15 protein-coding genes are annotated in these 24,591 nt (G+C 34.7%); all 15 read right to left on the reverse strand.

What is annotated here, in order from left to right; all coding sequences use genetic code 11:
* Nucleotides 1-31 precede the first annotated feature (31 nt).
* Complete coding sequence (locus Q0951_RS09165; RefSeq protein ID WP_299336284.1) at nucleotides 32-1,039, reverse strand: LacI family DNA-binding transcriptional regulator; 1,008 nt, start codon at nucleotides 1,037-1,039, stop codon at nucleotides 32-34.
* 75 nt (nucleotides 1,040-1,114) lie between these two features.
* The gene (locus Q0951_RS09170) at nucleotides 1,115-2,662 is read right to left on the reverse strand and encodes a T9SS type A sorting domain-containing protein (protein ID WP_299336285.1); all 1,548 of its coding nucleotides are present in this window, start codon (nucleotides 2,660-2,662) and stop codon (nucleotides 1,115-1,117) included.
* A gap of 333 nt (nucleotides 2,663-2,995) precedes the next feature.
* Nucleotides 2,996-3,910: a glycosyl hydrolase family 17 protein gene (locus Q0951_RS09175; protein WP_299336286.1), complete on the reverse strand. Its 915-nt coding sequence runs from the start codon at nucleotides 3,908-3,910 to the stop codon at nucleotides 2,996-2,998.
* Between the two features lie 29 nt (nucleotides 3,911-3,939).
* A complete protein-coding gene (locus tag Q0951_RS09180; RefSeq protein ID WP_299336287.1) occupies nucleotides 3,940-5,358 on the reverse strand; it encodes an MFS transporter in 1,419 nt (472 codons plus the stop codon).
* Between the two features lie 5 nt (nucleotides 5,359-5,363).
* A complete protein-coding gene (locus Q0951_RS09185; RefSeq protein WP_299336288.1) occupies nucleotides 5,364-6,875 on the reverse strand; it encodes a glycoside hydrolase family 30 protein in 1,512 nt (503 codons plus the stop codon).
* Between the two features lie 24 nt (nucleotides 6,876-6,899).
* A complete protein-coding gene (locus Q0951_RS09190; RefSeq protein ID WP_299336289.1) occupies nucleotides 6,900-8,192 on the reverse strand; it encodes a glycosyl hydrolase family 17 protein in 1,293 nt (430 codons plus the stop codon).
* Between the two features lie 15 nt (nucleotides 8,193-8,207).
* Nucleotides 8,208-11,651: a hypothetical protein gene (locus Q0951_RS09195; protein WP_299336290.1), complete on the reverse strand. Its 3,444-nt coding sequence runs from the start codon at nucleotides 11,649-11,651 to the stop codon at nucleotides 8,208-8,210.
* 90 nt (nucleotides 11,652-11,741) lie between these two features.
* Entirely contained in the window at nucleotides 11,742-12,581 is an 840-nt protein-coding gene (locus tag Q0951_RS09200) for a PKD domain-containing protein (RefSeq protein ID WP_299336291.1), read from the reverse strand.
* 15 nt (nucleotides 12,582-12,596) lie between these two features.
* On the reverse strand, nucleotides 12,597-13,481 hold the full coding sequence (locus tag Q0951_RS09205) for a glycoside hydrolase family 16 protein (RefSeq protein ID WP_299336292.1): 885 nt from the start codon (nucleotides 13,479-13,481) through the stop codon (nucleotides 12,597-12,599).
* A gap of 29 nt (nucleotides 13,482-13,510) precedes the next feature.
* Nucleotides 13,511-14,977 (reverse strand): Ig-like domain-containing protein, encoded by a 1,467-nt coding sequence (locus tag Q0951_RS09210; protein ID WP_299336293.1) that lies wholly within the window; start codon nucleotides 14,975-14,977, stop codon nucleotides 13,511-13,513.
* 10 nt (nucleotides 14,978-14,987) lie between these two features.
* Nucleotides 14,988-18,167 carry a glycoside hydrolase family 2 TIM barrel-domain containing protein gene (locus tag Q0951_RS09215; protein WP_299336467.1) on the reverse strand — a complete coding sequence of 1,060 codons (3,180 nt, stop codon included), beginning with the start codon at nucleotides 18,165-18,167 and terminating at the stop codon, nucleotides 14,988-14,990.
* A gap of 377 nt (nucleotides 18,168-18,544) precedes the next feature.
* Nucleotides 18,545-21,337: a LuxR C-terminal-related transcriptional regulator gene (locus Q0951_RS09220; RefSeq protein ID WP_299336294.1), complete on the reverse strand. Its 2,793-nt coding sequence runs from the start codon at nucleotides 21,335-21,337 to the stop codon at nucleotides 18,545-18,547.
* Between the two features lie 125 nt (nucleotides 21,338-21,462).
* Complete coding sequence (locus Q0951_RS09225; protein ID WP_299336295.1) at nucleotides 21,463-22,347, reverse strand: alpha/beta hydrolase; 885 nt, start codon at nucleotides 22,345-22,347, stop codon at nucleotides 21,463-21,465.
* Nucleotides 22,348-22,420: 73 nt separating this feature from the next.
* On the reverse strand, nucleotides 22,421-23,458 hold the full coding sequence (locus tag Q0951_RS09230; protein ID WP_299336296.1) for an endonuclease: 1,038 nt from the start codon (nucleotides 23,456-23,458) through the stop codon (nucleotides 22,421-22,423).
* A complete protein-coding gene (locus Q0951_RS09235) occupies nucleotides 23,455-24,513 on the reverse strand; it encodes a hypothetical protein (RefSeq protein WP_299336297.1) in 1,059 nt (352 codons plus the stop codon). The genes Q0951_RS09230 and Q0951_RS09235 overlap by 4 nt, the downstream gene beginning before the upstream one ends.
* Between the last annotated feature and the right edge of the window lie 78 nt (nucleotides 24,514-24,591).

Raw genomic sequence — 24,591 nt, forward strand, 5'->3', positions numbered from 1 at the left:
TAAGTCAAAGATATGGCAAATTCTAAACATATTATTTTGTTGTTTCTCTCAAAACTAACTTAGTTTTTATAGTTTTTGTAGTTTTTAGCGAAGTATTAGGATCGTTTAATCGTTTTAGTAGTAATTCAACAGAAGCCTTACCAATATCTAAAGTATGCTGCGAAATCGTTGATAGTTTAGGATCTGTAAATTGAAGGACATTGTCATCAGAAAATCCGATAACAGAAAGGTCATTTGGAATTTTATAATTGAGTTTAAGAGCTTTTTGCAAGGCAACAACACCAGATGTGTTATCGATAGAAATAATACCATCTACAGTAGTATTATTACGAAACATGTTGTCGATAACCTGTTCAGCATCATCACTCTTTTTAATGGTAACCATAACAGGCTCCTGATGATAATCTTTAGCTTCCTTTAAGGCTTGTAAATACCCATTTGTTCTTAATTTCCCTACACTTAAGTCTTCAATATCGCTAAGAAGAACAATACGCTTTCTTCCTTCGGAAAGCAGATGCATAGTAGCCTCGTAAGCGGCTCCAAAATCGTCTATGATCACTTTATCACAGTTAATATCATCTGAAACCCTATCAAATAATACCGTTGGTATATTTTGTTGTATGACCGCATTTATATGATCAACATTGTTGGCTACCTGTGTTTCCTCAGCTATCGACATGATAAACCCATCAACACTACCATTAGATAATAACTGAAGACTATCTGCTTCTTTGGCTTGTAATTCGTTAGACACACATGTAATAATATGGTAGCCTTGTTTTGAAGCTTCCATTTCTATAGCATATAGTGCTTTGGCAAAAAAGTGGTTGAGAATGTTTGGAATGATCACACCAATGGTATTAGTTCTACTACTCTTCAAGCTTACAGCCAGTTTGTTGGGCTTATAATTTAAGAATTTTGCTAGAGCTTTAACACGTTCAATAGTATCTGGACTGATCTCATCGCTATTATGTAAAGCTTTAGATACTGTAGATACTGATACATTTAATTGTTCAGCGAGGTGTTTTAATGTTACCATAATAATGTATTATAAAAAAAGAGTGTATTCTCACATAAAAATACACTCTTTTATTCTGATTACAGAATGGTTAAATTATTTTTTAACCAATTTGATTGTCTGACTTCCTGCTGCAGAAGATACTTTAGCAAAGTATAATCCTGTTTTTAAGGCAGAAGCATCTATTACTGTTTCTTGAGTATTAGGTGCGATTGAAACTACTCTCTTCCCTAAGATATCAAATACTTCAATTGAATCTATAGTTTGAGTTCCTCTAACTGTCCAATCATTAGTTGTTGGATTAGGGAATACTGAAAATTCATTTGTTTCAAATTCATCAGTACCTAAAGTATCTGTAGTACTAAAGAATATATTATCAAGATAAACTGTTCCGTTTCCAGTAACCAACGTTTGCTTAATGTCTGTTCCATCCCATGTACCACTAACTAGCGCAGGGAAATTTGCATAATGCGATAAAGGAATGAATACACTCACCCATTGACCTGTTACTAATTCTGCATCTGCACTACCTCCTGCTACTGCAGCAGCTGAACCAAATCTGTAAAATGGTTCTTCAGGATTTCCACAGCAAACCGTTCCACTAAGTGAATCATCTACTAATGAAAAGTTGAACGCCGTTGAAGTAGTTGCATAATAGTTTAAGTGTACAAAACTATAAGTTCCGGTAGCATCAAAGTTTCCTCCTAATCCACTTCCGAAGAAATCTAAATTATCAACTCTAATAACAGTATCACCTGCTAATACTGGCTCAGAAATTGTTAAACTTCCATTAAAATCTACTAGATTGAAACCAGCAAAATCAGATTGATTTGGGTTACCGCTAAGTCCGCTATAAATATAAAAATCCGTACCTGTTGAACCGTTGTTTACTGGTCCGCTTGTTGGGTCGGCAGCTGCACAAGGATCACAATTTGGTCCTCCACAATCTATTTCAGTCTCTCCGTTATTTAAGATGCCATCATCACAAGAAGGAGGACATGTTGGGCAATCAGGACCACCACAATCTACTCCTGTTTCCATTCCATTTTGAACACCATCCATACATGTTGGCTCTGGAGCACCTACTTGTACAATATCATCAATGTACCAGATTCCCCCATTACCAGTTCCAACTGTTGTGCATGAAGGATTTCCTTCACATCCAATGTCGTAATTTGGTTGAATTACTAAAATAGGATACTGCTCCATACCTGTTAAACCAGGTTGTGTACTAAAGTCAAATGTTACTTCTGTCCAAACTCCAGCAGATGCTATAGTAACATCTCTATTATAAGTTGGTTCTCCGTTTAAACCATTCTGAATTTGAAATCTTATACTTTGGTTAGCGATAGGCGCCCAAACTTTCATAGTAAAAGCTGTACCATTAGCTAGGTTTATTAATGGTGATCCAGGAGTTTCGAAACCAATTCCTCCAAACCAGTCTGCAGCATCAGGTTTATTTATTTCTAATACTTGAGTTGATGTGTTGATTCCACTTTGGTCAGGATTGACAATGTTGCCAAAACCTAAATTTCCAAACTGAAACTGTGGTACAGTTGTTCCGTCTTGAAAATCGATCGGTAATGATTGGCCAAACATTATTGTTGAGGCCAACAAAAAAGTTAAAAATGTAATTTTTTTCATAGTTATGTATTTATTAATTAGTAATTATTAAAAACCTTATCGAAAGATTCCATTATTCGTAAATTTAAGCACTATAAATTGAGATTATCACAAACTCACCGCTACAAAAAACATACAAATAGAAATAAATATTATTTTAAGTGCTTTGAACTAAAAAACCAGTAAATACAGTAAGTTCAAGAGTTTAACTAATATGCTTTAATCTGACTTTAATATTATTTTAACTATTATGTTGTGGTAATGTTGTGTTCATTTATAAGCTTGTACTGCTCTTGTTTTATGTTGTTGTGCTTTTTAAACGTTTGAGTTGGTAAAACTGAAATTAGATGTGTATCAAAACTTTAGCTTTTCATGCTTATCCCAAAGTCCCCAATAGGCTCCAACATCACCCTCATCTCCAGTTTTCCAGGACTCATCAAATGATGAGAAATAAAATATAGGAATTTCATTTTCATTCGTCCAACGTATCGCATCAATAAAGTATTTCATGGCTTGCTCTGGACCAGCCTGAGCTCCTTTTAAGCCTCCTCCTTCACTTGGCCAACCTGTTTCAGTAATTATAATAGATTTTCCTTGAGCAGCGTCTACCACTTGACCATACATAGCTTGCATATGCCCTAAAGCATATTCGATTGGGCATCCTTCCCAATACGGATAGAGGTTTGCTAATACAACATCAGAATTTTCTACTAATTCTGGGTGACGAGAAAATTCATAATACGCATCAACATATCCAACTGGAATATCCAAACCAGAAAGTGCTTCTCTCACTCTTTTAATATAACCCAATAGCTGTTCTAATGATAAATCATTTCTGTAGAGCACTTCGTTACCTACTGCTGCGACATCAACGTTTCCAGATTTGGCCAAAGCAATTAGTCCTTCAATTTCTTTTTCATTATCTTCCAAATCATCACTCAACCAAGCACCAACCAAAGTTCTTAAACCATGCTTTTTGGCTACTACTGGAATATGTTCATTTCCTTCAATACAAGAAAAAGAACGAATAGCTCCTGTATAGGGCTTTAAAATATTCACTCGACGCTCTACCTGTTCTATACTTATTTCATCACCAGGTTCTTGTCCGTCCTCATACATACTGAAGCATATGCCATGCATACCATCTTGTATGGTTTTACGCCATAAAGCCATTAATTCTTCTAGTGAATACTTAGAGACATCAATACCTTGTGTACTAATTTGGCTATAGCCTCTGGATTTGTAATACGATTCTTCTCTGTAAGACATTACTTAGTAAACTATTATATATTAATTATTTATAACTCTCCTCTTCTTTTAACGAGTTCCTTTTTTATTTCCCTTGCCCTATCTTCATTTAGGCTATACTTCCACATGACCCAAATGGCTAGACCAGCTGTTAGAACAGGTAATGCAATATCTGTTATACGCATTCCTGTTAAAGCTTCGGCAGTTTGTGTAGTAGCTGTAGGATCATAACCCAATAGCTTTAAAATAATACCTGAAAATACCAAGGCTATACCTTGACCGACCTTGATCATCCACCAATAGATTGCTCCAAAGGTTCCTTCTTTTCTTGGCATTCCATTTTCTAATTCATCTAAATCACAAACATCTGCTGTCATAGACATCATTAGTGTAAACAAACAACCCATTCCAAATGCCATTAATGGAATTGGTAAAAATATCATATAATAGTTTTCAGGATCAAATCCCCACCATTTAAGTACATATCCAACCATGGAAATCAATGTAGCATATATGAAAGCTTTTCGTTTTCCCATTTTGTTAGCCATTACGTTTATTATTGGGATAGCTATGAATGCAGTATATGCAGCTGTTACAGCAGGAAAAAGAGCCACCCACCATTTGGAAGCACTCCAATCACCATCGAACATATAAAAGTTAATAATAAACACTCCGAACTCTGCTACAATTTGAAACCCATTAAATACCAAGAATGTAGCTAAACACAGTTTTACAAATGGTTTATTCTTTAATACTAATTTTATACCTGTAAATATCTTCCCAATACTTCTTATTAAGGCTTTTGGAGTTATCTCTTCTCTACCTTCCATTTTACTTGCATCAATTCCTCTACAAAAAATAGCTGGTAAAATTCCTAAAATAATAATAACAAAACCAGCTATCAATGCTACAATTCTAACACCTTCAGGTTGAGTAGCAAAAAGATCACCATCAGGAATTAAAACATATAAAAAAGGCACAAGCATCCAAGCAATTTGGCCGATAATATTAGCAAAACTCATTAATCTGGTACGTTCTTTATAATCAGAAGTCATCTCGTAACCAAGAGCGATTAATGGCGTTGAAAATATTGTATTTCCAAAAATTAATAAAATTGAGAAAATCAATAAATACCAAAAATTATACATTTCTGGATTTGTATCATGAACTTGCCATAATATGGCGAAGATAGCCCCAGACATTACAGCTCCTATGAAGATATAAGGTCGTCGTCTTCCATACTTTGAACTTGTATTATCTGATACATATCCCATAACTGGATCCGTTATTGCATCAAATAAACGCGGAATACCTACAATAAGTCCTGCAAGTACAGTGTCCATTCCAAAACCATCGGCAGATTTTAGAATTACTACAAATACACCAAGAATTCCAGGTATTAAGTTATTTATTAAGTGACCAGCTCCGAATGCTGCTTTTTGACCAATTGGTACCTTAGTAGAACTCATATCTTTTATTGTTTAGTTGGTATTAGTATTGTTTGAATGGCCTGCCCTTCAATATTTATATTGACTTGCTCATTATATAATTTCAAAGTAAAATCCTTTGGTGTTTTACCTTCATTAAAAATGACCACTGCAATAGAACTATCAGGATTCTTTGCAGCAGTAACCATGAGATCTTTATCTGGATTTTCAACATCAATAACTTCTGCTCCTGGTCGTATATATTTACTGAAATGAGCCATGGTATAATATAATGGCGTGAAATATACTTCATCAGCATCTGGATCAACAATAATTGGAGCTACACACCAGTTTTTAAACCAATTAGGTCCTCCTTGTCTATCCAAAACCATATTCCAATCAACCCAACCATCAACCCAGTTATTTAAACATCCAATAATATCTCTAGCATAACGATTAACAGGTGCATATTTGGGATGTAAATATTTTTCATCTTCGGCAGCCCAATCCCAGCCCCAATCTGTTGCTTCTTTAGACCAATACCATTTATCATCTTGCCATTTTGGAACTTCAGAGTCTACACATCCTTCTGTTTCAATTAGATATTTATCAGGCGCTTTGTTGTGTGCATATTGTAAAGCTTCCGGGAAATAATCATAAGTACTTTCATACCAATGGATAGCTGTTCCATCATAGTATTTAGATGATGCTTCTGTAGCGTACATCACATCAACCCATTCTTTTAATCCTGCTCTATTTTGATCATAACCCAAAATTATTTTATCTCCTTTGCCATCACGTTCCAATTTCGGACCTAAATGATTTTGTACAAAATCGGTCATTTCCTCTGGTGTAAAGTGCATGCTCTCCCAGTTATTCCCATTTCCGTGAGGTTCATTTTCCACAGTAAATCCCCAAATAGGTATCCCTTCAGCTTCATAAGCATCTACATATTTAGAAAAGAATAATGCCCAAGTGTCATAGTATTTAGGTAATAATTTTCCACCAACCCATTGTTTATTATCTTTCATCCATGGTGGAGCTGTCCATGGCGATGCGAATATGTCAAATCCATCTTCTGAAACTGCCATAGCATCTTTAATCATTGGAATCAAATCATCCATATCATCTTTGATAGTAAAATGTTCTAAGGTCATATCATTTTCAACAGGTGCATAAGAATATTGACTTAATGAAAAATCACAGGAATTCATATGTGTTCTTGTTAACGAGTAATTAGCGCCTTCTCTACTGAAATAGGCCTTCAGTATTTTATCTCTGTTAGCTTTGCTCAATTTGTTCAATAAATAAGCTGAAGATTCTGTAAATGCGCCTCCAAAACCTGTAATAGTTTGATATTTTTTTTCTGGTGAAATTTTCAAAACAATTGAAGAATTAGCAGAGGAAAAATCGCTGATCTTAGTCAATTTATTACCACTTGCTGAAGTTTCATAAACTTCAACTACAAGAGATGACTTTTCTATACTTTTCTTTTTCGCTTTACAACTTGCCATAAGTAATATAAAAATGGAACAAATTAGATAGTTTACTGTTTTCATATTGAACTGTATTATTAGACATATCTATCGATTTGCCATGATCTCGTTAATTGAAGGTGGTACCAAGACATCTTTCATGAGTAAATCTTTATTACCTCCATATGTTTTAGTTATTGGATTTCCGTTTCTTGTTAATCCCTTAAAAATGCCTTTATCAACCAGATCCCAAATTGGATATTTCGCTTTTCCATCGATAGTGAACAAACCAAAGTGATTTTCAGATCCTTTTGAATTTTGTGCATCTTTCCACTGCTCATTAAAGGCTTCAAAATAAAAACACGAAATATTGTTTTTATTCGTCCATTCCCGCATTAATCTATGATAAACACCTTGTTTGTATTCGTCAGTTGCACGAGAACCACTAGGACCATAAAATCCATTTGATACAGTTGCCCAACCTGTTTCACCGATATGTACTGGCTTATTAACACCAAGACTCTTCATGTAATTTTTCACACTATCATACTGACGTTTAGAAAATTCGACTGCACGTTTCATAGCTGCATCAATTTTTTCTACATTAGATAAGGAGTCTTGTGATTCTGGAACTCCCCAAAATTCTGGGTTATAATGCGAATTATGATATGGATAGGTATGCATTGAAATATAATCTACTGCTTTGATCAATTTCTCTAAATCCTCTACATGGTATTGGTCTTCTCCGCCACCCCAAGATGCAAAATCATCAGAGCTGGTGATCCATAGGTCTTTTGGAAGCTTTCCATCAGACTTTAATTTCTGAAGATGATTAACCCATTTGAGAATTACATTAGGTTGAACGTAGTAGCTAGCAGCCCATTTCACCATAGCCTCATTACCAACAGCCAGCACCTTTACGATATCTGGATATTGATTGGCCAAAGCTACAGCTCTGTCAATTTCAGCAGCATTATCTGGACTTTCTACATTGTGATCTGGTGGAAATTCTGTCCATGCATTCAAACAATCAATCCAAGCACCTAACATGACGTACATTTCGAAATTTGGATCTTCTTTTTTAAGTTCAGTAATTGCTTTTAAGATATTGGAGGCATGAGGTAATGGCAATTGAACATTATAAGTTCTTATAATTTTAATACCCATTGCAGACAACAATTTTAAATCATCTTTAAGCTCTTTGATTGTTGGCTGACTGTCTCTAGATTTTTCACGATAACCTCCATAAGATATTGCTAAATAATTAGGATTTCCTAATATCTCTTTAGCTGTCACTTGCTTGCCTATTTGCATTTCTTTTTTAGATTTTGGGTTTTGATTACAAGATGACATGACCATTGAAATAATTGCAATACAAATGATATTTATTTTCAATTTCATGCTTTGCATAGTCTTCTATTTTAAATTCGATTTGTTGATATTAACAGTAATACGTTCAACAAAACCTGAACGGTTAAAAATCTCATTACTAATCTCTTTATCAAGCGTTAAACTGTTTAGAGATTTTAACGAACTCTTAGTTGTTTCTACTTCGATATTATTTTCAAATCCCATTTTATAAATTACAGGAACCTGACAATAAGTAAAAGCCAGAGTATCTGCTTCCAGCTCTATATGCTTCCAATCCATATGGACATCAACATAATTAAATGTTTCAGCACCTTTTAAAAACTCCTCTTGTCGTAATAAACACGGATCGAATAAAATCTCACCATCATCTACAAACACACCTAATTCACCAATTCTTGATAGAATATCTTCTTTGACCTGACCAGTCATACCTGGCTGTTGCGCTCCTTTTCCAGCAGGTGTATGCGAATACGGATCCGTTGGAAATGCACCATACAATTTTGGTGATTTATGAACTCCAATACCTTCATTTATTTCATAGTAGTGCTCTAGAAGTCTTCCAATAATTTCTTCTGACTGTTTAGTTTGTATAGCATTAACACAACATTCCTGAACTGCCAGTAGCAGTTTAGATACCATATGCCAGTAAATTGAACCTAAGCCTTCATATCCGTAGAATGTACCAGATCGACCTGTAAATGCTTTATGATTAAAGACATCTTCAAACGTTTGCAACAGATTACTTCTCTCCTTTTCAGCAAGCGAAGCGTATCCTGTGCTTTCCAAAGCTCCAAGAGCCTCTTTTAAGCTATTAGCATTATTGAAATTTCCATTAAAGTGATAATTTCCGTTGATATCTTTTTTAATGATCTGTGTATTACCGTCTGTAACTAATTGTGTCAATAACTGAGAGTTTTCGACAGCTTGTTTAGGAACCGTATTTTTCACCATAAAACGCGGTAAATCTTTATTTGGATACAACAAATAGCTATACTGATCCTCTCTAAACAATTTACTATGCTTCATGGCATCAAGAACTTTAAGCGCTTCATCGGAATTTAAATATCCAGAACTTAAAGCAGCTACCTGTCCTTCCAACATTTCATCTAAATAAGATATTGCTATTTCAGAATCGTTAACAAGTGTCATTAAATTGTAAGCATGATACAGATTATCCTGTCTCTTGTTAGCGTCTATAGTATGCTCTAAATAATCGAGTGTAAGATTTACAAAAGCTAGCAATTCATCTCTAGATACATTGGCTTTCTTTCCAGAAAAAGCTCTGTCGTAAATAGTGGTTCTGAAAATACTTCCAGCATTACCAAGACCATCAAGGATTATTTTACGATCACAATCAGAAATTGCTCCAGATAACATATGCTTATTTTGCTCTAATGTTTCAATTACAGCATTAAAAAATTCTAATAATTCTTCGGAAATTTCAGTGTGTTCTATTTCAGCTTTAGAAATTACGCTACCAAAAAATTTCAAAAATCGTCTTAAATAATTGAGTGTCACCATGGATACACCATTTCCAACGAGGGCATTGTTTGCATCATTCCACTCTGGACGTTGTGTATTTAACCAAATTCCAGCTTCTGGAATAAAATTAGATACTTTAGCTAAAACTGTAGCTAATATTTTTTCTACAAAATTCACTTTACAGATAAAGAAATTCTGATCGCGTAACAAGGCGCCATCTGCTCCTAACTCTTGACGTTTAATTCTAATCTTTTCATCTAACTCCTCATCAAAGTCAATTGTATCCTTAGGATTTGCAAGTGTATCTTGATAACTTTTGATCTTATAAGGTACATTGGCGTAAACAAATAAATCGTTATTGAAATAACTTGCTAGTTTACCTGGATTATGGTCTTCAATGAACTCTAGGAATTTAAGCAAATAAATAATCTGGTGATCTCCCCAATATCCAATGTAAGACCAGGGATCATCAGGCTCGATAGTTTCCCAGTCAAACCCATCTTTTGTTACCCGATAGGGATTATAGCCATCAAAGGTTGTCGCATTTAAAAACTTATGAATCATAGCTTCAATATACTCTGGAAATGAGTGTGCTAATGCCTCCCAGTTTTGGAAGATATCTCTCCAGTTTCCTTCATAGTCTAAAATTTTCGAACCGTCAATTTCACTTCTGGTATTAATTGAAAATTTGTTCCAAGGTCTACTTGGATCTCCATGTCTACGGCTAAATTTAAGAGGCATGTACTCTAGACAAAGTCGTCTAAAATTTTTATCCTCAGTCTGTTGAGCAATGTTTTTTAAATGAGATAATGAGAATACTTCAGGTAATTCTGAAATCAGGTTTTCAGCTTTAGCATACACTTTTTTATTTGCTTTTGAAATATAATTTCTGAAATCCCATCGCTCAATATTATAATTATCATCAAAGATTCCACCACGCATAATATTAAAAAGTGTATTGGCAAAATGACGCGTATCCCTTTGTTTGTCTGCAGTTAGTTGCAAAGCATCTGAGGAGGCGTTTAACCTTATCAATCGTTCAGTACCATTGTCAATATCTGCTTGAACCGCTTCTGCTAGTTTGGTATCTGACTTTATACGATGAATAATCGCTGCAATTGAAGTGTGATCTTGATTGACATTTCCAATTAGTGACCATTCTTTTTTAGCATTAGCAGATAATTCTATTTCTGCATTAACAAAGTAGGCTCCTTTTTCGGCTCTAACATCAATTTCTTCAGTTATTTTGTGTTGCCTTCTGAAATTTTGCAATTGAAGAGATGATAACAAATATTTCGGATTATCAAATCCAAATGACCAAGCTATATTAGCTTTAAGAGCCTCACTTGGTTCAGCCTTATCCACAATTATTGCGCTTAAAGCATAAATACCGAGACCTGCTTCTTTCTCGAGTTCACTTTTTTTGTAAGCATCAACTAGATTACTAACTCTTGTTTGAGTATCTGAAGGCACTCCATAAGGTATTATATTTTGAAATCCGTCAAGAACAGATACACTAACTTCATTGTCTGAGTTATTTGTAAGTGCCGCATTTTTAACAAATCCAAATTCATTACTGGAATTCCATTGATATCTGAAGGTCAATTTTAAATCGTGATTAACCTCTTCAAAGATTACTTTATTTCCGTAGATATTTTTATAAAGGTTTCTAGTTGTATGATATAAACCTTCCTGACGGATAGAAAACGGTTCCCATAGGTGTTTTGAATTTATCCAGAAAATGGACTTACTACCGGTGATTTCAGTAGATTCTGTAATCTTGTCATCTGTATAATATGGGAAAAATGAATATTCACTATTTTTTCGTCCTGCTGATAACCCTCCATTACTAGATATGAACATCCAATGATTTGAATCACTGACAATGCTCATAAAAAAAGGACGCATCTGATCACTATTTGAAATTTTGAAAAACGTTTCGTTATCAATTTCTACGGATTGCATTGATGTTTTGAGTTCTGTATTGTTAACTGTAGTATTTACCATTATAGTTAGATAGGTCTTTCTAAATGTGTATTAGATTTATGAATCTAATAAGCCTTTGGTTTAGTAGACCAAAGGCTTATTAGGTTAAAATTATTGTTGAATTATGTCATCAAAATAGTAGATATCGCCATCACATGGAGCGTTTCTTTCAAAATAAATAATCATACTTTGAAATGTTCCAGAAGGCACATCACTAAAATCAAAAGTTAGCTCTTGCCACTCTCCTAACTCTGTAATACTTGCAACTCTATCCTGAGAAGGCTCTGTATTAGGAAATGGCATAAACTCTAAACGAAGTGTCACATCAGTGAGTTGAGTTTCTGCTAAAACTTTCATTGTAAACGTTTTATTTGATGTTGTAGAAAAATCAATAGATGATGATAATGCAACACCAAGGCCTGCAAATGTTTGACATCCCGTTGTTTTTTCAAAGCGTTGAACTTTGCAACTGGAATTAACAGCGTCGAGAACAGGATTATCGACTATAAAACCAGCAGTATTTCCAAAAGCATCAAAAGTTGAATTTCCATTTGCGTCCAAAAATGTCCAATTAATATCTCCATTTGCAGGATCAAGATTCTCGGCTGATTCATCAGTACAAACTGGAATATCAATTACAAATGTTTCCTGGAATGTATCTGTATTACCATTAATATCAAATGCAGTTAAGGTTACAGTGTACGTACCATTTTCATAAGTTACTGTTGGCTCTTCTAATGTAGAAGTTGTTCCATTATCAAAATCCCAAGAATAGTTTACAGCATCATTTGACACATTAATGAATGTAATAGTTCTCACATCAACATTACTAAGAAATCTGGCATCTAATTCTATGATTTCTCCAGCACCACCATCACCTTCACAACTTACTAACGCAAAAGAGAGAATTGTTATTAGTACGATACTTATTTTATATTTTAAAAATCTCATGTTTAATTTTTTTAATTAATTATAAACTCTCACATAATCCACTAGCATACGTTGTGGAAAAACTGTTTCTGCGTTTGGAGAACCAGGCAAATTACCTCCTACTGCCATATTTATTATGATATAAAATGGACGATTAAACACCCATTCACCAGCATTTTCTGGTGCATTTATAAACTCATCTTCAACATCTTCTGCTTGTTGAGCAACAACTCCAGGAGTAATGGTTTGGTATAAATCTCCATCTACGTAATAATTTATGTAATCTGGACCCCATTCGATACCAAAAATGTGAAAGCCTTCATCAAAGCGATCGTTTTCAATTTCATATTCTTTACTCACAGAAAATTCACCATTATAACCAGGTCCATGTGCACTTCCAAAGGTAATGGTTGGACCATCTCCTAGATATTCCATAATATCTATTTCACCACATTGTGGCCAAGGATTTTGATCACAGTCATTACCTAAAAGCCAGAACGCAGGCCATACACCTTTTCCTGTAGGTAATTTGATTCGTGCTTCAAAGCGGCCATATTGCTGTTCAAATAAGCCTTGAGTAGTTAATCTAGCAGAGGTATAATTTGCCCCTTCGAAAGCCTCTTCTCTAGCCGTTAATACAAGTAAACCATTTTCAACTGTAACATTTTCGGATCTGTCAGTATAATACTGTAATTCGTTATTTCCCCAACCAGCTGGTAATCCCTGAGCGGTTCCATCTCCAATGTCATAGGTCCACATTGATGAATCTGGAGCTCCATCAACATCAAACTCATCTTGCATGATTAAGTTATTAAGTTGAGCTACTTCCTGAGTTTCATCAGTATTACAAGCACTTATCAAAAGAGCTACCATAAACAATGGCAGTAATTTTATCTTGTTAAATGATTTTATAAATTTCATATTGTATTGTTATTTATAGATTATAGCCATTATTCATTGTAAAAATATACGTTATCTACCCATATATCTGATATGGTTGCGTCTGTAACAAAAAACACTTGTCCTAAGTTAGCAGGATCAGAGAATCCTGAAAAACTAGAAATTGGAATATCAAGGCTTAACCAACCATTTTCGTCAGTGTTTCCTAAAGCAGCTGAATTTATAATAAAGTTTCCGCTTGTTGTTGGGCCAACACCTGTTCCACTTTCAAGCGATATTCTTAAAAAGTCTCCGCCATCAATAGTTTCTCTTACGTTAATATCTACATGTAAATGAGACATCGCACTTATATCTACTAGCGGCACTGTATCATAAGTTCCTATACTCACGAAATTAAGTGATGTATAATTTATGATATTATCAACTCCTCCACCTGGAGCAGGCACTTGCAAATCTACGTTATTAGGGTCTGCACCAGCACCACCTTCAGTAGTTTGGAATGGTTCAAAGAAACCGTTGTAGTGTCTTACTGGAACATTTGTATAAGCATCACTAAAGAGTGAAATGACATTTGCTGCATCCCTAGTTGGGACAGGAGCACTTGGGAATGGACCAACAGAGGTAAGCTCCAATTCACCTAGAGCAACATTATTTCCTAAAGTAGCTGTAATGGTGGTCGTACCAACTCCTGATACTGAAATCACACCTAATTCTGATACTGTTGCAACAGATTCGTTAGAAGATGAGAACTCAAAATAACTTGGTGCTGCATTAATAGTTTGATTAATCCCTGATGGCAAATTAGCAGTATATGAAATACCGTTTATTTGAATAGTAGAGCCAATAAAAGCTTCTTGTACAAGATTAGCACCATTGAAGATTCTTGGTACTTCTTGACCTAAAGTTCCTAAGTTTTCAAATCGTAGTTCGTCAATCCAAAATGTAAATCCGAAACCATTAGTACTTTGTGTTCCAGCAGCAAAGAGAAACATACCCTTTTCTTGAACAAGTTTAGAAGGATCTGGGATTGGGATTATGTATTTTTTCCAATCTGTCGATAGTTGAATATTAGGAAAACTTACAGCGTATTTATCCTCTACAAAATCGGTTCCAAAACCAGCCTCAACAATACCTGTTGTAGACCCTTTAGCCCAGAACGTTAAGGCGTCATACTGTGTTAAGTTTCTACCCTCTCCAGCATCTTCAAAAATTCCACCTATAAATCCACCATCTGGATCATTAGGTGCAGGCACGTCAATTCTAATTGATGTACTTCCTTCATAAGCTTCAGCATTATCAGTCCCAAAACCATTAACATTTGCACCTGCAGCAGGATCAAACGAATTAAAAAACTCTTCTGTAAGTCCTATAGGTGTATCTGTAAAAATATCACCTATAGTTGGAAATGTAGCAGGAACAGCTTCATCAGAAATATCTCTCTCACATCCATAACAAAGGATTAGAATCAACCCTAATAAGAATGCATTTTTTGATTTGATTAATCTTATTTTTTTCATTGTTTCGTTATTATTTTCCAATATTAATATGTAAATAGGTTCTAATCTCCCATTCTGAGCCATCAGGAAATCCTGCGGGGCTTAATACGGGTTCCGGAGGAAACGTATCTGTGAATGTGTTAGTAGGTGAAAACCTAGGAGAGAATTGATCCAGAGATCTCCATGTCCCTCTAATTCCTATTCTCGTATTAGGTAATATAAACCAATCTGGCTTGCCTATTGAAGTTGAGACGTCAAGCATTAATTGTAATGGGAACGTTAAGTTAAAATCTCTATGGTAATCGAAAGGTCCCCAATCGTTTACTTTTAAATGTGTTCGAACACTCATTTTCTTGTAAATCATTCTGATATCAGCACCAAAACGATCAATCGTTCTTTCGCTATCACCATTAGCTTGTCCGTTTCCGTAGTAAAAATTACCAATCAACCCTAAATCTGGGCTTAATTTTGATACCATTCTTGAATGTAGCTCCCATAAATCTTCGGCAGGCACAGATGTTGGAAACGCAAAAAATGTACGATTAGCTTGGAAACCAATATGAGCGTCCATTGTTGTAGGGAGGTAACGGTATACAAATCCTAAGTTCATTGCAAATTTGGCATCTTCAGCTCTATCATTATCCCATGAGTACATCCATGTACCAGGTGTTGGGTCATAGGTAAATAATAATTCTACTCCTGTGGTTTCTCTATTGCCATTTCTTACCGCGAAAGGATCATCAATGACATTTCTTAATCGTCCAGGTGCATCACCGCCGTTTGGCATAGGATCAACTAATGGTTTTTGATACATAAAGTTTGGTGCCACTTGAAAGTCGCCCATTGTATATGTGAAACCACTTAAAATACTAGAAACGTTTCCACTACCAGAATCTCTTAATCTCCATCCAGTGAAAGTTTGTGTTTGATCTGCACCACCATTGGCAACTAAGCCCATTATAGCTCCTTGAGCATACCAATTGAACCTACCATTTTGATACGTTATTTTGGCTTTACCACCCCAATTATCTTTGCCTTGTACTTTATCTAATACAACTTCTCCATTATCGATATCTTGATATGTACTTCCATTTAATGGACTTCCACCCCAGATTGCCCCGAGTGTAACACCTACTTTACCAAAATCTCTTTCTACAACAAGTGTCGCTCGTTCAGTAGGCCATGCTGGTATGATACCACTACGCACTTGATTAGCATCCAATACACGTTGACCATTTTCATCAAATTCTAGATCGGTTTCAATATCTCTGTGATATATACCAGTAATATCGTACTTTCCAACTTTGCGTTGATACTTCAATAAAGCAGTTGGATTAGCTCCCCACCATAATTGAGGTCCGAATGCTGCTTTTAAACCATTAAGAGATCCTTTACCATTAAATTCCATACCAAGTATCTCTCCATTATAGATATCTAAATTGGGTCCGTAATTAGCTTCAGGATATAACCCGAAGAAATCTCCTTCATATCCCCAATGGTAATGACCTGTTCTGTAAAAACCTTTAATATCAGCAAGCTTTGTATTCCACTCGAATTCGGCTTGATACACTCTTAATCTGTTAAAGTCATCGATTTCAACATCTAAATCATTTCCTCCTTCAACACCAACAACAGTAATTGGTCTACCTACATTCTCATAAAATATTTCATCAATTGGGTTTTCTGCTACATTACCTAGAATATTAAAATTCACATTAACTCTCATATTTGGAGCAGGATTACCCTCAACTCCTACGAAATAGGATTCCATATGATCAAAACCTAATTGGTTAGGGAAAACATTTTGATTAGGGTCTTCTGTATCTGGTGTAGTAATTAAGGTGCCACCTGTGCTAAATGTTGTAAAACGAGCACCAAGGTTACTAATTCTAATTTTCTGGCTAGTACCTCCACCTAACGCAGCTTTATCACCTCTGGCTCTAAGTACCGCGTCCATTAGCTGTATATTGTCAAAGTAATTAGACATAAACTCTGGCGTCATAGCCTCATCATATGGATTAAGTTGATGAACTTCTTTAAGGGCGTAGTATGCTGCTCTTGGATATAATTGATAAAGTCCTCTTGGATCTGTTGGTCCTTTGGCACAGATACCAAACCATTCTTCATTCATATTATTATCACCCGTTTTAGCCTGATCTCTAGGGTATCCATTATTTGCCCATGTAGCCGTATTATTATGTATATCAAGATCTTCGGTTTGTTTGTATTTCCACCATCCATCACTAAATTGGAAGGTAAAACCACCTATAGAATTCTCTGCCTTACCCATACCAGCAGCATTTTCATAAATATCTCTCCAGTTACCAACATCATAATACGCCTGCGTATATTGATCTTCTTGGTTATCTCTAGCGTTGAAGGCATCTGCACCAAACTCAGCAAAAAGAATTGGCATCCCTAATTCATTTTTAACTCTTTGAAAAGCATCTCCAAAAGACACACCTCTGTACATATTAGTTCCGTAAATATCTATATCTGTGCACTCTTGCTTAACTTGATCAATATAAAGTAGATCTCCATTACAAATAGCTACCGGATGACCTTGATCTAAGGATTTCACTTCTTTTGAAGCATCATTGAATGCTTTATATAAAGCTCGGGCAGCAGCAATTTTATTGGGATCCTCTGCTCCATCTATTGGAATGTCCTCTGTTTCTGCCCCAGTCCATGATAAATGATAGTTATTTTCATTTCCTATCATATACAATAGAAGTCCGGGAGTATCTTTGTATGTGTTCGCCATATCTCTAGCCTCTTTCATCAAAATTTCTCTTGTGGCGGCATCGGCATAGTCGGTTTGTGGCGTCCAAGCACCATTTATAGTGAGTCCATAAGCACCAAACGTTATGTTTAACATGGTGTAAATTCCATATTCTTCATAGATGTAAGTCACCCACTTAGGTGGGAGTCCATATGTTCTAATGGCATTAACTCCCATATTTTTTAGTAGAGGCATTTCTCCATCCAGTGCCGCTCTAATGACGTCATCAGATTCAGCCCAAATACCAGCATCTGTAATTGTAGAGCCAATAGGAACGTAATCCCAGTTAACTCCATTAACCATAAAATCTTTTCCATCAACTTTTAATCTCATACCATCGTTGGATTTATCGACAGTAACACGATTGACCTGAGCCAATAATGAGAATGAAATCAAGAAAAGAAAGAGTCCGAGAATTTTTTTCTTCATCATTTAGTTGTTTTTAATGTTAGTTAATACATATGAATTACTAGATATTGATTTTGAAATCTAGAGTAAGGTCTTCCTCAGTATTGTTTATGAGTATCATTAAAATTTAGAAGACGTGATTCATATCCTTATTAATAAGATACTGCATGATAAATTTAGCCTTCAGAATTAACAAATCAATAATTTTCACCTCAACAAAAAACATACATCGCAAAAAAAAAGATGTTTTATTATTAAATATGCAGTGAAACTATTGTTTAATGCTATTTAAAAATAACTTAAACAACTAAAACTACAACGTTGTAATTTGTTAAAAAAGAGGAATATGTGCAGAATGTATAGGTGTTGTATAGGAGTTATGAAGCTTTGTATAGTGATTATATTTCTAAAATATAATTTGTTAAGCTATATTCATGTGGCAGATTCATCTTTTTGCGTAAGCGATACCGTTTAACTTCCACACTTCTTGAAGAGATATTTAATAAAGGAGCAATTTCTTTTGAAGATAAATTGAGCCTTAAATAAGCACATAGTTTAAGATCATTAGGAGTTAATGAAGGGTGTTTAGATTTAATTTTCTTTAGAAAATCCTTATCAGCATTATTGAAAGCTTCCTCAAAAAACTTCCAATCATCTGTATTGTTCAAATTTTTATCAATGATCTTAATTACTGGGTTTAGGTTATTTCCATTATCAACATTCTTGAGTTCATCTTTAATACTATTTAAAAATTCATTCTTCTTAATTAAACTCATGGTTGAAATAGCAAGTTCTCTATTTTTATTATCAATATCCTGTTTTAACTGATCGTTTCGCAATTGCATTAATTCTTGCTCATTTTCTAATTGTTTTAATTCTAATTCGCGCTCTGCTTCTAGCAATAATTTTTCTTCTTGTCGCTTATATTTTCGTTTGTAAACATTATGTATCAATGCTGATAATAAAACTGCAGTGATTACATAGAGTAAAACCATAAGGTTAGATAAATACCATGGTTTCTCAATTTTAAAATTATAATTAGCGACATTATCAGTTAATTGATTTCCAACTCTTCCTCTAACATTAAATGTATAATCGCCATAACTGAGGTTTTTAAATAATTCTGTAGAAGATTTTGACCACTCACTCCACTTGTTATAATCACCATCTAAACGGTATTGGTACTCTGTCTCCAAATACTTGTCATATTCTGGAATACTGTAGGTGAATTCAAAATTATTATCTCTGTTATGAAATTCATTAGATGTAAAATACGCTACGTTGCGTTTTTCTGAATCGACTGCGTAATTGTACACCGAATTAATTTGGATAGCATATGAACGCTCTCTCATTTTATTGAGATCGATAATGATATATCCAGAGGATGTACCTAATAAATACCTCTGATTTTCAATAGGATAAATATTCTCATAGCCAGTAACACTTTTTCTCAAAGTATTAGACAAAGGAATTCTATTTAATTTTGGTTTATCACTTAAAAGTCCAGGGGAAATATAGCTTATATTTTTATCAGAAAAACTCCAAAGCTTATCAGAGATTACTTCCAGCTTACCTGAAACATAATTAAAAGAATCAAATGCCTGACTTAATAACGAGTCTTTTTCAAAGGCTTTTTTTGTCTCTTTATATGCATAAATACCTTCGTTAAAGGCATACAGAATATTCGAATTATATTTAATTAGACTTGAATGCAATCCTTTTTTCACAGAGGTTTCCTGATTGACTTTAAGAACTTCTTGGAACTCCTCATCAATATTCAACTTAAAAACACCTTTGTACTCATGACTTACAAATACCTGACCATTTTCTGAGATCTCAAAGTATTTAGAAGATATATCAAAACCCTTAATTTTATTACGTAATTGCCATGTGCCATTTTGCTTTTCTAAAACACTCAAGCCATCATAACTTCCATTAAGCAATAAATTGTCTTTATTAGGAATTTGCCTAATTCTCCAGGTTCCTTCAATACCTGAAATCATTTCGGTAGATGTATCATTTACAACAAAGGTTCCAAGATCATGACCACAAAACAATGTATTGTCAAAGATATCTAAAAACCAAACCTGACCTTTTGTACCTTCTATCAATTCAAACTCACTTTTAGAATGTAATGGTCTATAGAATAACCCCTGATTAGAACCTATGAATAATTTGTCATTGAAAACTTTGGATGCATGTACAGCTCCTAAAACTCCCATTTTATCATCATACTCTCTGAATGGAGAAGAGCTATTAATACAGTTGACACCATTATCTAGTCCTAACCACATGTTATTATCTATATCCTCAAAAATGGTAAGTACTGTATTGTTTGACAAACCCATATTTTGATTAAGTCTGTAATCAACCTCTCCTTTGCTATCAAGTTTTATTATTCCGTTTGAAATGGTCCCTATCGCAAAACTACCATCCTTTAATCTGATACTGCTATAAGCTGTTAAATTTGAAAGTAGGTTATTTGCTGAAGTATCCCATTTTGAAACCAATCCGTCTCTATAGACGAAAAATCCTTTTTGTTTGGTTTGAAATACAAACTCTCCATCTATACTAAATATATTAATAATACGATTGGACTTTAAAATCTCAGCATCAGAAAACAGCTTTTCCTTACCATTTTCAATTTTAAAAATCCCTTGATTTAATTTCTGAAAGAAGATTGTTTCATTAACAATCACCATCTTGGTCAAGGTTGTTTCAGAATTAATAATATTAAATGATTTTGAGCGCGTATTATAACTGTAGATTCTATCTAAAGATTGAAATATTATAAAATCGTCTAAAGCTATGATTGTCCAAATTTGTTCATCCTCAATCATTGGAGAATCAAGTGTTTTGGATAATGAAGTATATGTAAGTTCGTTAAATTCGTTGCGCTCCCAATAGCCAAACTCCATATAGCAACCTGTATAGATACGATCTCCTACAGCCTTAACAGATCTTAAAATGGTTTGATTTGGCGTTTCATATAGTGTCCAAAGTGCTCCGTTAAATTCTAGTAACCCTTTATTATTAGCTACATAAATGTACCTGTTGTCCGACTGAGATATCGCCCAGTTTTGATTTTCGGCTTTATACATTTCTGGAGTAAACACTTGAATTGGAGGGATTTCCTGCCCTTTTAATAAAAAGCTTACCAACAAGCACAAAAATAATATCAGATTCTTCATTTTTATTAATAGTATGTAACTAGATATGAATCGAATTTGTTTAGGTTAATTGAGGATTTAATTCTACAAAATAGTACTAAAATCACAGATTACAAAACACATACTTGGTAATGACAAGCTTTAATTTATTCCTTAACCTCTAATTGTTTGGTTTGTATAACCTTAGAATCTATAATTGTATGTGAAATGAAACTCATGATAGGATCTAGGTGTTCAAATACTATTGTTGCAACTTCGTGTTTTCCATTTTCCACTTTATAGAGATAATAAGATGTGTTTAATTGTTCCAGCTGTCTAAAAATAATATCTGAACCATTCAATACTAAAAAACCTGGATCATCCTCATCGCAAAAATGATGTGGTGCTTTAGCATAAGGAACGAGATCATCTTTAGAGCCATGAAATAAGATGGTAGGTACAGCATTAGCTTCAGTAATATAACTTTCATCAACCATTGCACCAGCATAAGATAAGACTCCAGCAAATTTTATATCGTCGTAAACTGAGGTATTCTCAATAAAATAATCTTTCATATATACAGCACTCAAAACTGCCTCTGCTCCTGCACTACTGCCTCCAGCAATAATTTTTGAAGCATCAATATGAAGTGAATCACTCTTATCTACAATAAAATTTGTAGCGTCTAGAAAATCTTCAGCTGCCATTGCAAACGTGTATAACTTCTCTTCCTTAGAGCATTGACAACCAAAACCAGTTTTAGTCCCTCTCCGTAGTAATCGATAAGAGATAGATACACCAATAATACCCTTAGCAGCAATATACTCCATGAGTCTTAGCTCTTGATCACCTTCTCTTGAACCACCAGAAAATCCGCCACCATGCATCCATATCAATACAGGCAACTTTTGGTCGGGCTCGATATCTTCAGGAGTATATACGTCTAATTTTAGCCTATCTAAGGCTTTTACTGCGTAGGTAAAAGTACGTTTGTTTTGCGCTGATGCTACAAAAACATTGAAAACCAAGGTGATAATTAAATAGTATTTCATGTGTAGTTTCTATTGAAATGAAATCACTTATCGTATAAAAATACTACAAAACCTTTATAATATTAAAAAGCAATCAATTAAACATTCTTGTAGCTAGACTACTATCGAGGACAAAAGGATTGGAATTACCTTGATAGACTGCAATTTTTGTGTTTCTATCAATTTCAGACTGATCAACCGGATCGTTTGCATGCCATGACAACAATGTTATTTTCATATAATTAAAAAAGTCTTCATTAGCATAAGACACATACGAATTTACATTTGTAGCGTTATAGATAGTATAAAAATAAAACAGGATTCTTGCAATATCACCTTTCTTATTTTCAGGTGGTTCAATAGCACATTGTTGGGTTAAAGACAGCAGTGGATAACTGGCATCCTGATCAATTTCAGTATAAAAATCAATATTTACTAAAGGTATTGTGTTCATTATCTGGTTTGTATAAAACCATGTTTCGGTATCAGTATCTACAATATCTCCAAACGGACAATTTCCTCTAGATGAATTAACATTAATACGAGACGGAAACAAATTAATCATATCACTTCTGGCAGGTTCATCACCAGCTCCCATACTCTGCGGATAGATATGCTCTGCATTTATGCCCTGATTAAAAGCATGAATCGAAGGATCGGGATCTGTAGAATAATCCATTACGATAGTATAGTCTGTATAAATTCCTTTTAACTCCTGATTGGACTCATTAATATCTATTACACTGTACATAATGTCTCTGGCTGAACTATATCCCAGAGTCTGGTTTGGTGTATAGTTAGTTTGTAAACATGTTAAAAACTCGTTTAAGGTAGTAGCAGTGGTGCAAATACTACCTTCAAGAGATGTCTCAACAATAGCATGCCATATATTGCCATCATATACATTGAGCTTTCCTGAATCTGTATTAAAAATAATAAGACCTGTTGAGCCTGATGTCACCGAAATGGCATCACGTTGAGTGGCAGTCATTCTTGGAGGCAAAAATCCTTTACTAGTACTAACTATATCGAGAGCAGCAGAAGTGTCTGGTGTTTCTGTACCAACACCCACTTGTCCATAAACCGAACAGGTGGCAATTAAAACAACTAAAAGAAAACCAATTTGTCTCATAAGCTATTTTCAGCTGCTTTGGTATTTGCACTTGTAAGGTTCCAGGTTCCTGTGTTTGTTCTTTCAATAGAACTACCTGTTGGTGATGAATTTGTTTCAGAAACAGTAGTATCTGTACTGCTGACTCCTGAAGCAATACCATCTACCGCTGTAAACACCCCTTCATAACTAATAAACTCAATGAGTCCCGACGGACCACTTAAAGCTATACCATCTGGAGCACCATTTTGAATACCAATAGATTCCCATACGTAATAGCAATTAGATGCATCACAAGTTTGAGTTAGATTATCTAAGGTTTCAGTAAGATATGTAGATTGATTTGAACCATTGTAAAGTGATACCGTGTATTGCGACAAATCTACAGGTTGACTACCTAAGTTTCCAGTTATTCTAATTTCAACAAACTCATTAGTATCAGTTCCAATATTATCGTAATGGAATTCATTTATTCTAGCTGTAATTGTTGATGCACTACCTACAGCACCACTATAATTACTCTTCACTTCTATTCCTGTAAGTGCTCCTGTAGCAGCAATTGGTGTTACACCAAAACTTATGTGCTTTCCATTATCGCCACTAGTAAGTGTATAATTTGAATTGGTAGCGCCAGCAATGGCGACTTCATTTGTTCCTGTACCATCATCGGCTCTATACCACTGAAATAGTGAAACATCTTCCAAATCAGATTCACTATCCTGATAGCTGTAATTCCCTGACAGTACCGCTCCAACAGAAAGGAGTCCGCTGAAAGTCACATTAGATGCTGTGGGAGCTGTGTTTGCAGTTGGGCAATAAATATTCTCCCAATTAGCACCATTAAATACCTGTAAACACTGTTGTGTACCATCAATCAAATAAATCAATAATCCCGTTGCTGGATTTGGTATTGCATCTCGTTGCGATTCATTCATTCGAGGCAATAATAGGCCTTGTGATGTCGAGGTAATATCTAGAATGGCAGATTGATCTGGTGTTGTGGTACCAATACCAACTTGAGAGAAGGCATTAAAAGTACACACAAATAACATGAAAAGAATTAGCGGTCTATTCAAAATATTTTAGGGTAAAATTCGAGCAAATATAAGGCTTAAAAGTCACATACAAAACTAAGCTCTAAAAGCATTTAGTTT

The sequence above is a fragment of the uncultured Psychroserpens sp. genome (genome assembly GCF_947501425.1).
GTDB lineage: Bacteria > Bacteroidota > Bacteroidia > Flavobacteriales > Flavobacteriaceae > Psychroserpens.

Bases quoted from the DNA above. Each gene is read 5' to 3' on its own strand.
- Q0951_RS09220 (WP_299336294.1), bottom strand. From the start codon at position 21,337: ATGAAGAATCTGATATTATTTTTGTGCTTGTTGGTAAGCTTTTTATTA.
- Q0951_RS09175 (WP_299336286.1), bottom strand. From the start codon at position 3,910: ATGTCTTACAGAGAAGAATCGTATTACAAATCCAGAGGCTATAGCCAA.
- Q0951_RS09170 (WP_299336285.1), bottom strand. From the start codon at position 2,662: ATGAAAAAAATTACATTTTTAACTTTTTTGTTGGCCTCAACAATAATG.
- Q0951_RS09210 (WP_299336293.1), bottom strand. From the start codon at position 14,977: ATGAAAAAAATAAGATTAATCAAATCAAAAAATGCATTCTTATTAGGG.
- Q0951_RS09165 (WP_299336284.1), bottom strand. From the start codon at position 1,039: ATGGTAACATTAAAACACCTCGCTGAACAATTAAATGTATCAGTATCT.
- Q0951_RS09195 (WP_299336290.1), bottom strand. From the start codon at position 11,651: ATGGTAAATACTACAGTTAACAATACAGAACTCAAAACATCAATGCAA.
- Q0951_RS09185 (WP_299336288.1), bottom strand. From the start codon at position 6,875: ATGAAAACAGTAAACTATCTAATTTGTTCCATTTTTATATTACTTATG.
- Q0951_RS09200 (WP_299336291.1), bottom strand. From the start codon at position 12,581: ATGAGATTTTTAAAATATAAAATAAGTATCGTACTAATAACAATTCTC.
- Q0951_RS09225 (WP_299336295.1), bottom strand. From the start codon at position 22,347: ATGAAATACTATTTAATTATCACCTTGGTTTTCAATGTTTTTGTAGCA.
- Q0951_RS09190 (WP_299336289.1), bottom strand. From the start codon at position 8,192: ATGAAATTGAAAATAAATATCATTTGTATTGCAATTATTTCAATGGTC.
- Q0951_RS09205 (WP_299336292.1), bottom strand. From the start codon at position 13,481: ATGAAATTTATAAAATCATTTAACAAGATAAAATTACTGCCATTGTTT.
- Q0951_RS09215 (WP_299336467.1), bottom strand. From the start codon at position 18,167: ATGAAGAAAAAAATTCTCGGACTCTTTCTTTTCTTGATTTCATTCTCA.
- Q0951_RS09230 (WP_299336296.1), bottom strand. From the start codon at position 23,458: ATGAGACAAATTGGTTTTCTTTTAGTTGTTTTAATTGCCACCTGTTCG.
- Q0951_RS09180 (WP_299336287.1), bottom strand. From the start codon at position 5,358: ATGAGTTCTACTAAGGTACCAATTGGTCAAAAAGCAGCATTCGGAGCT.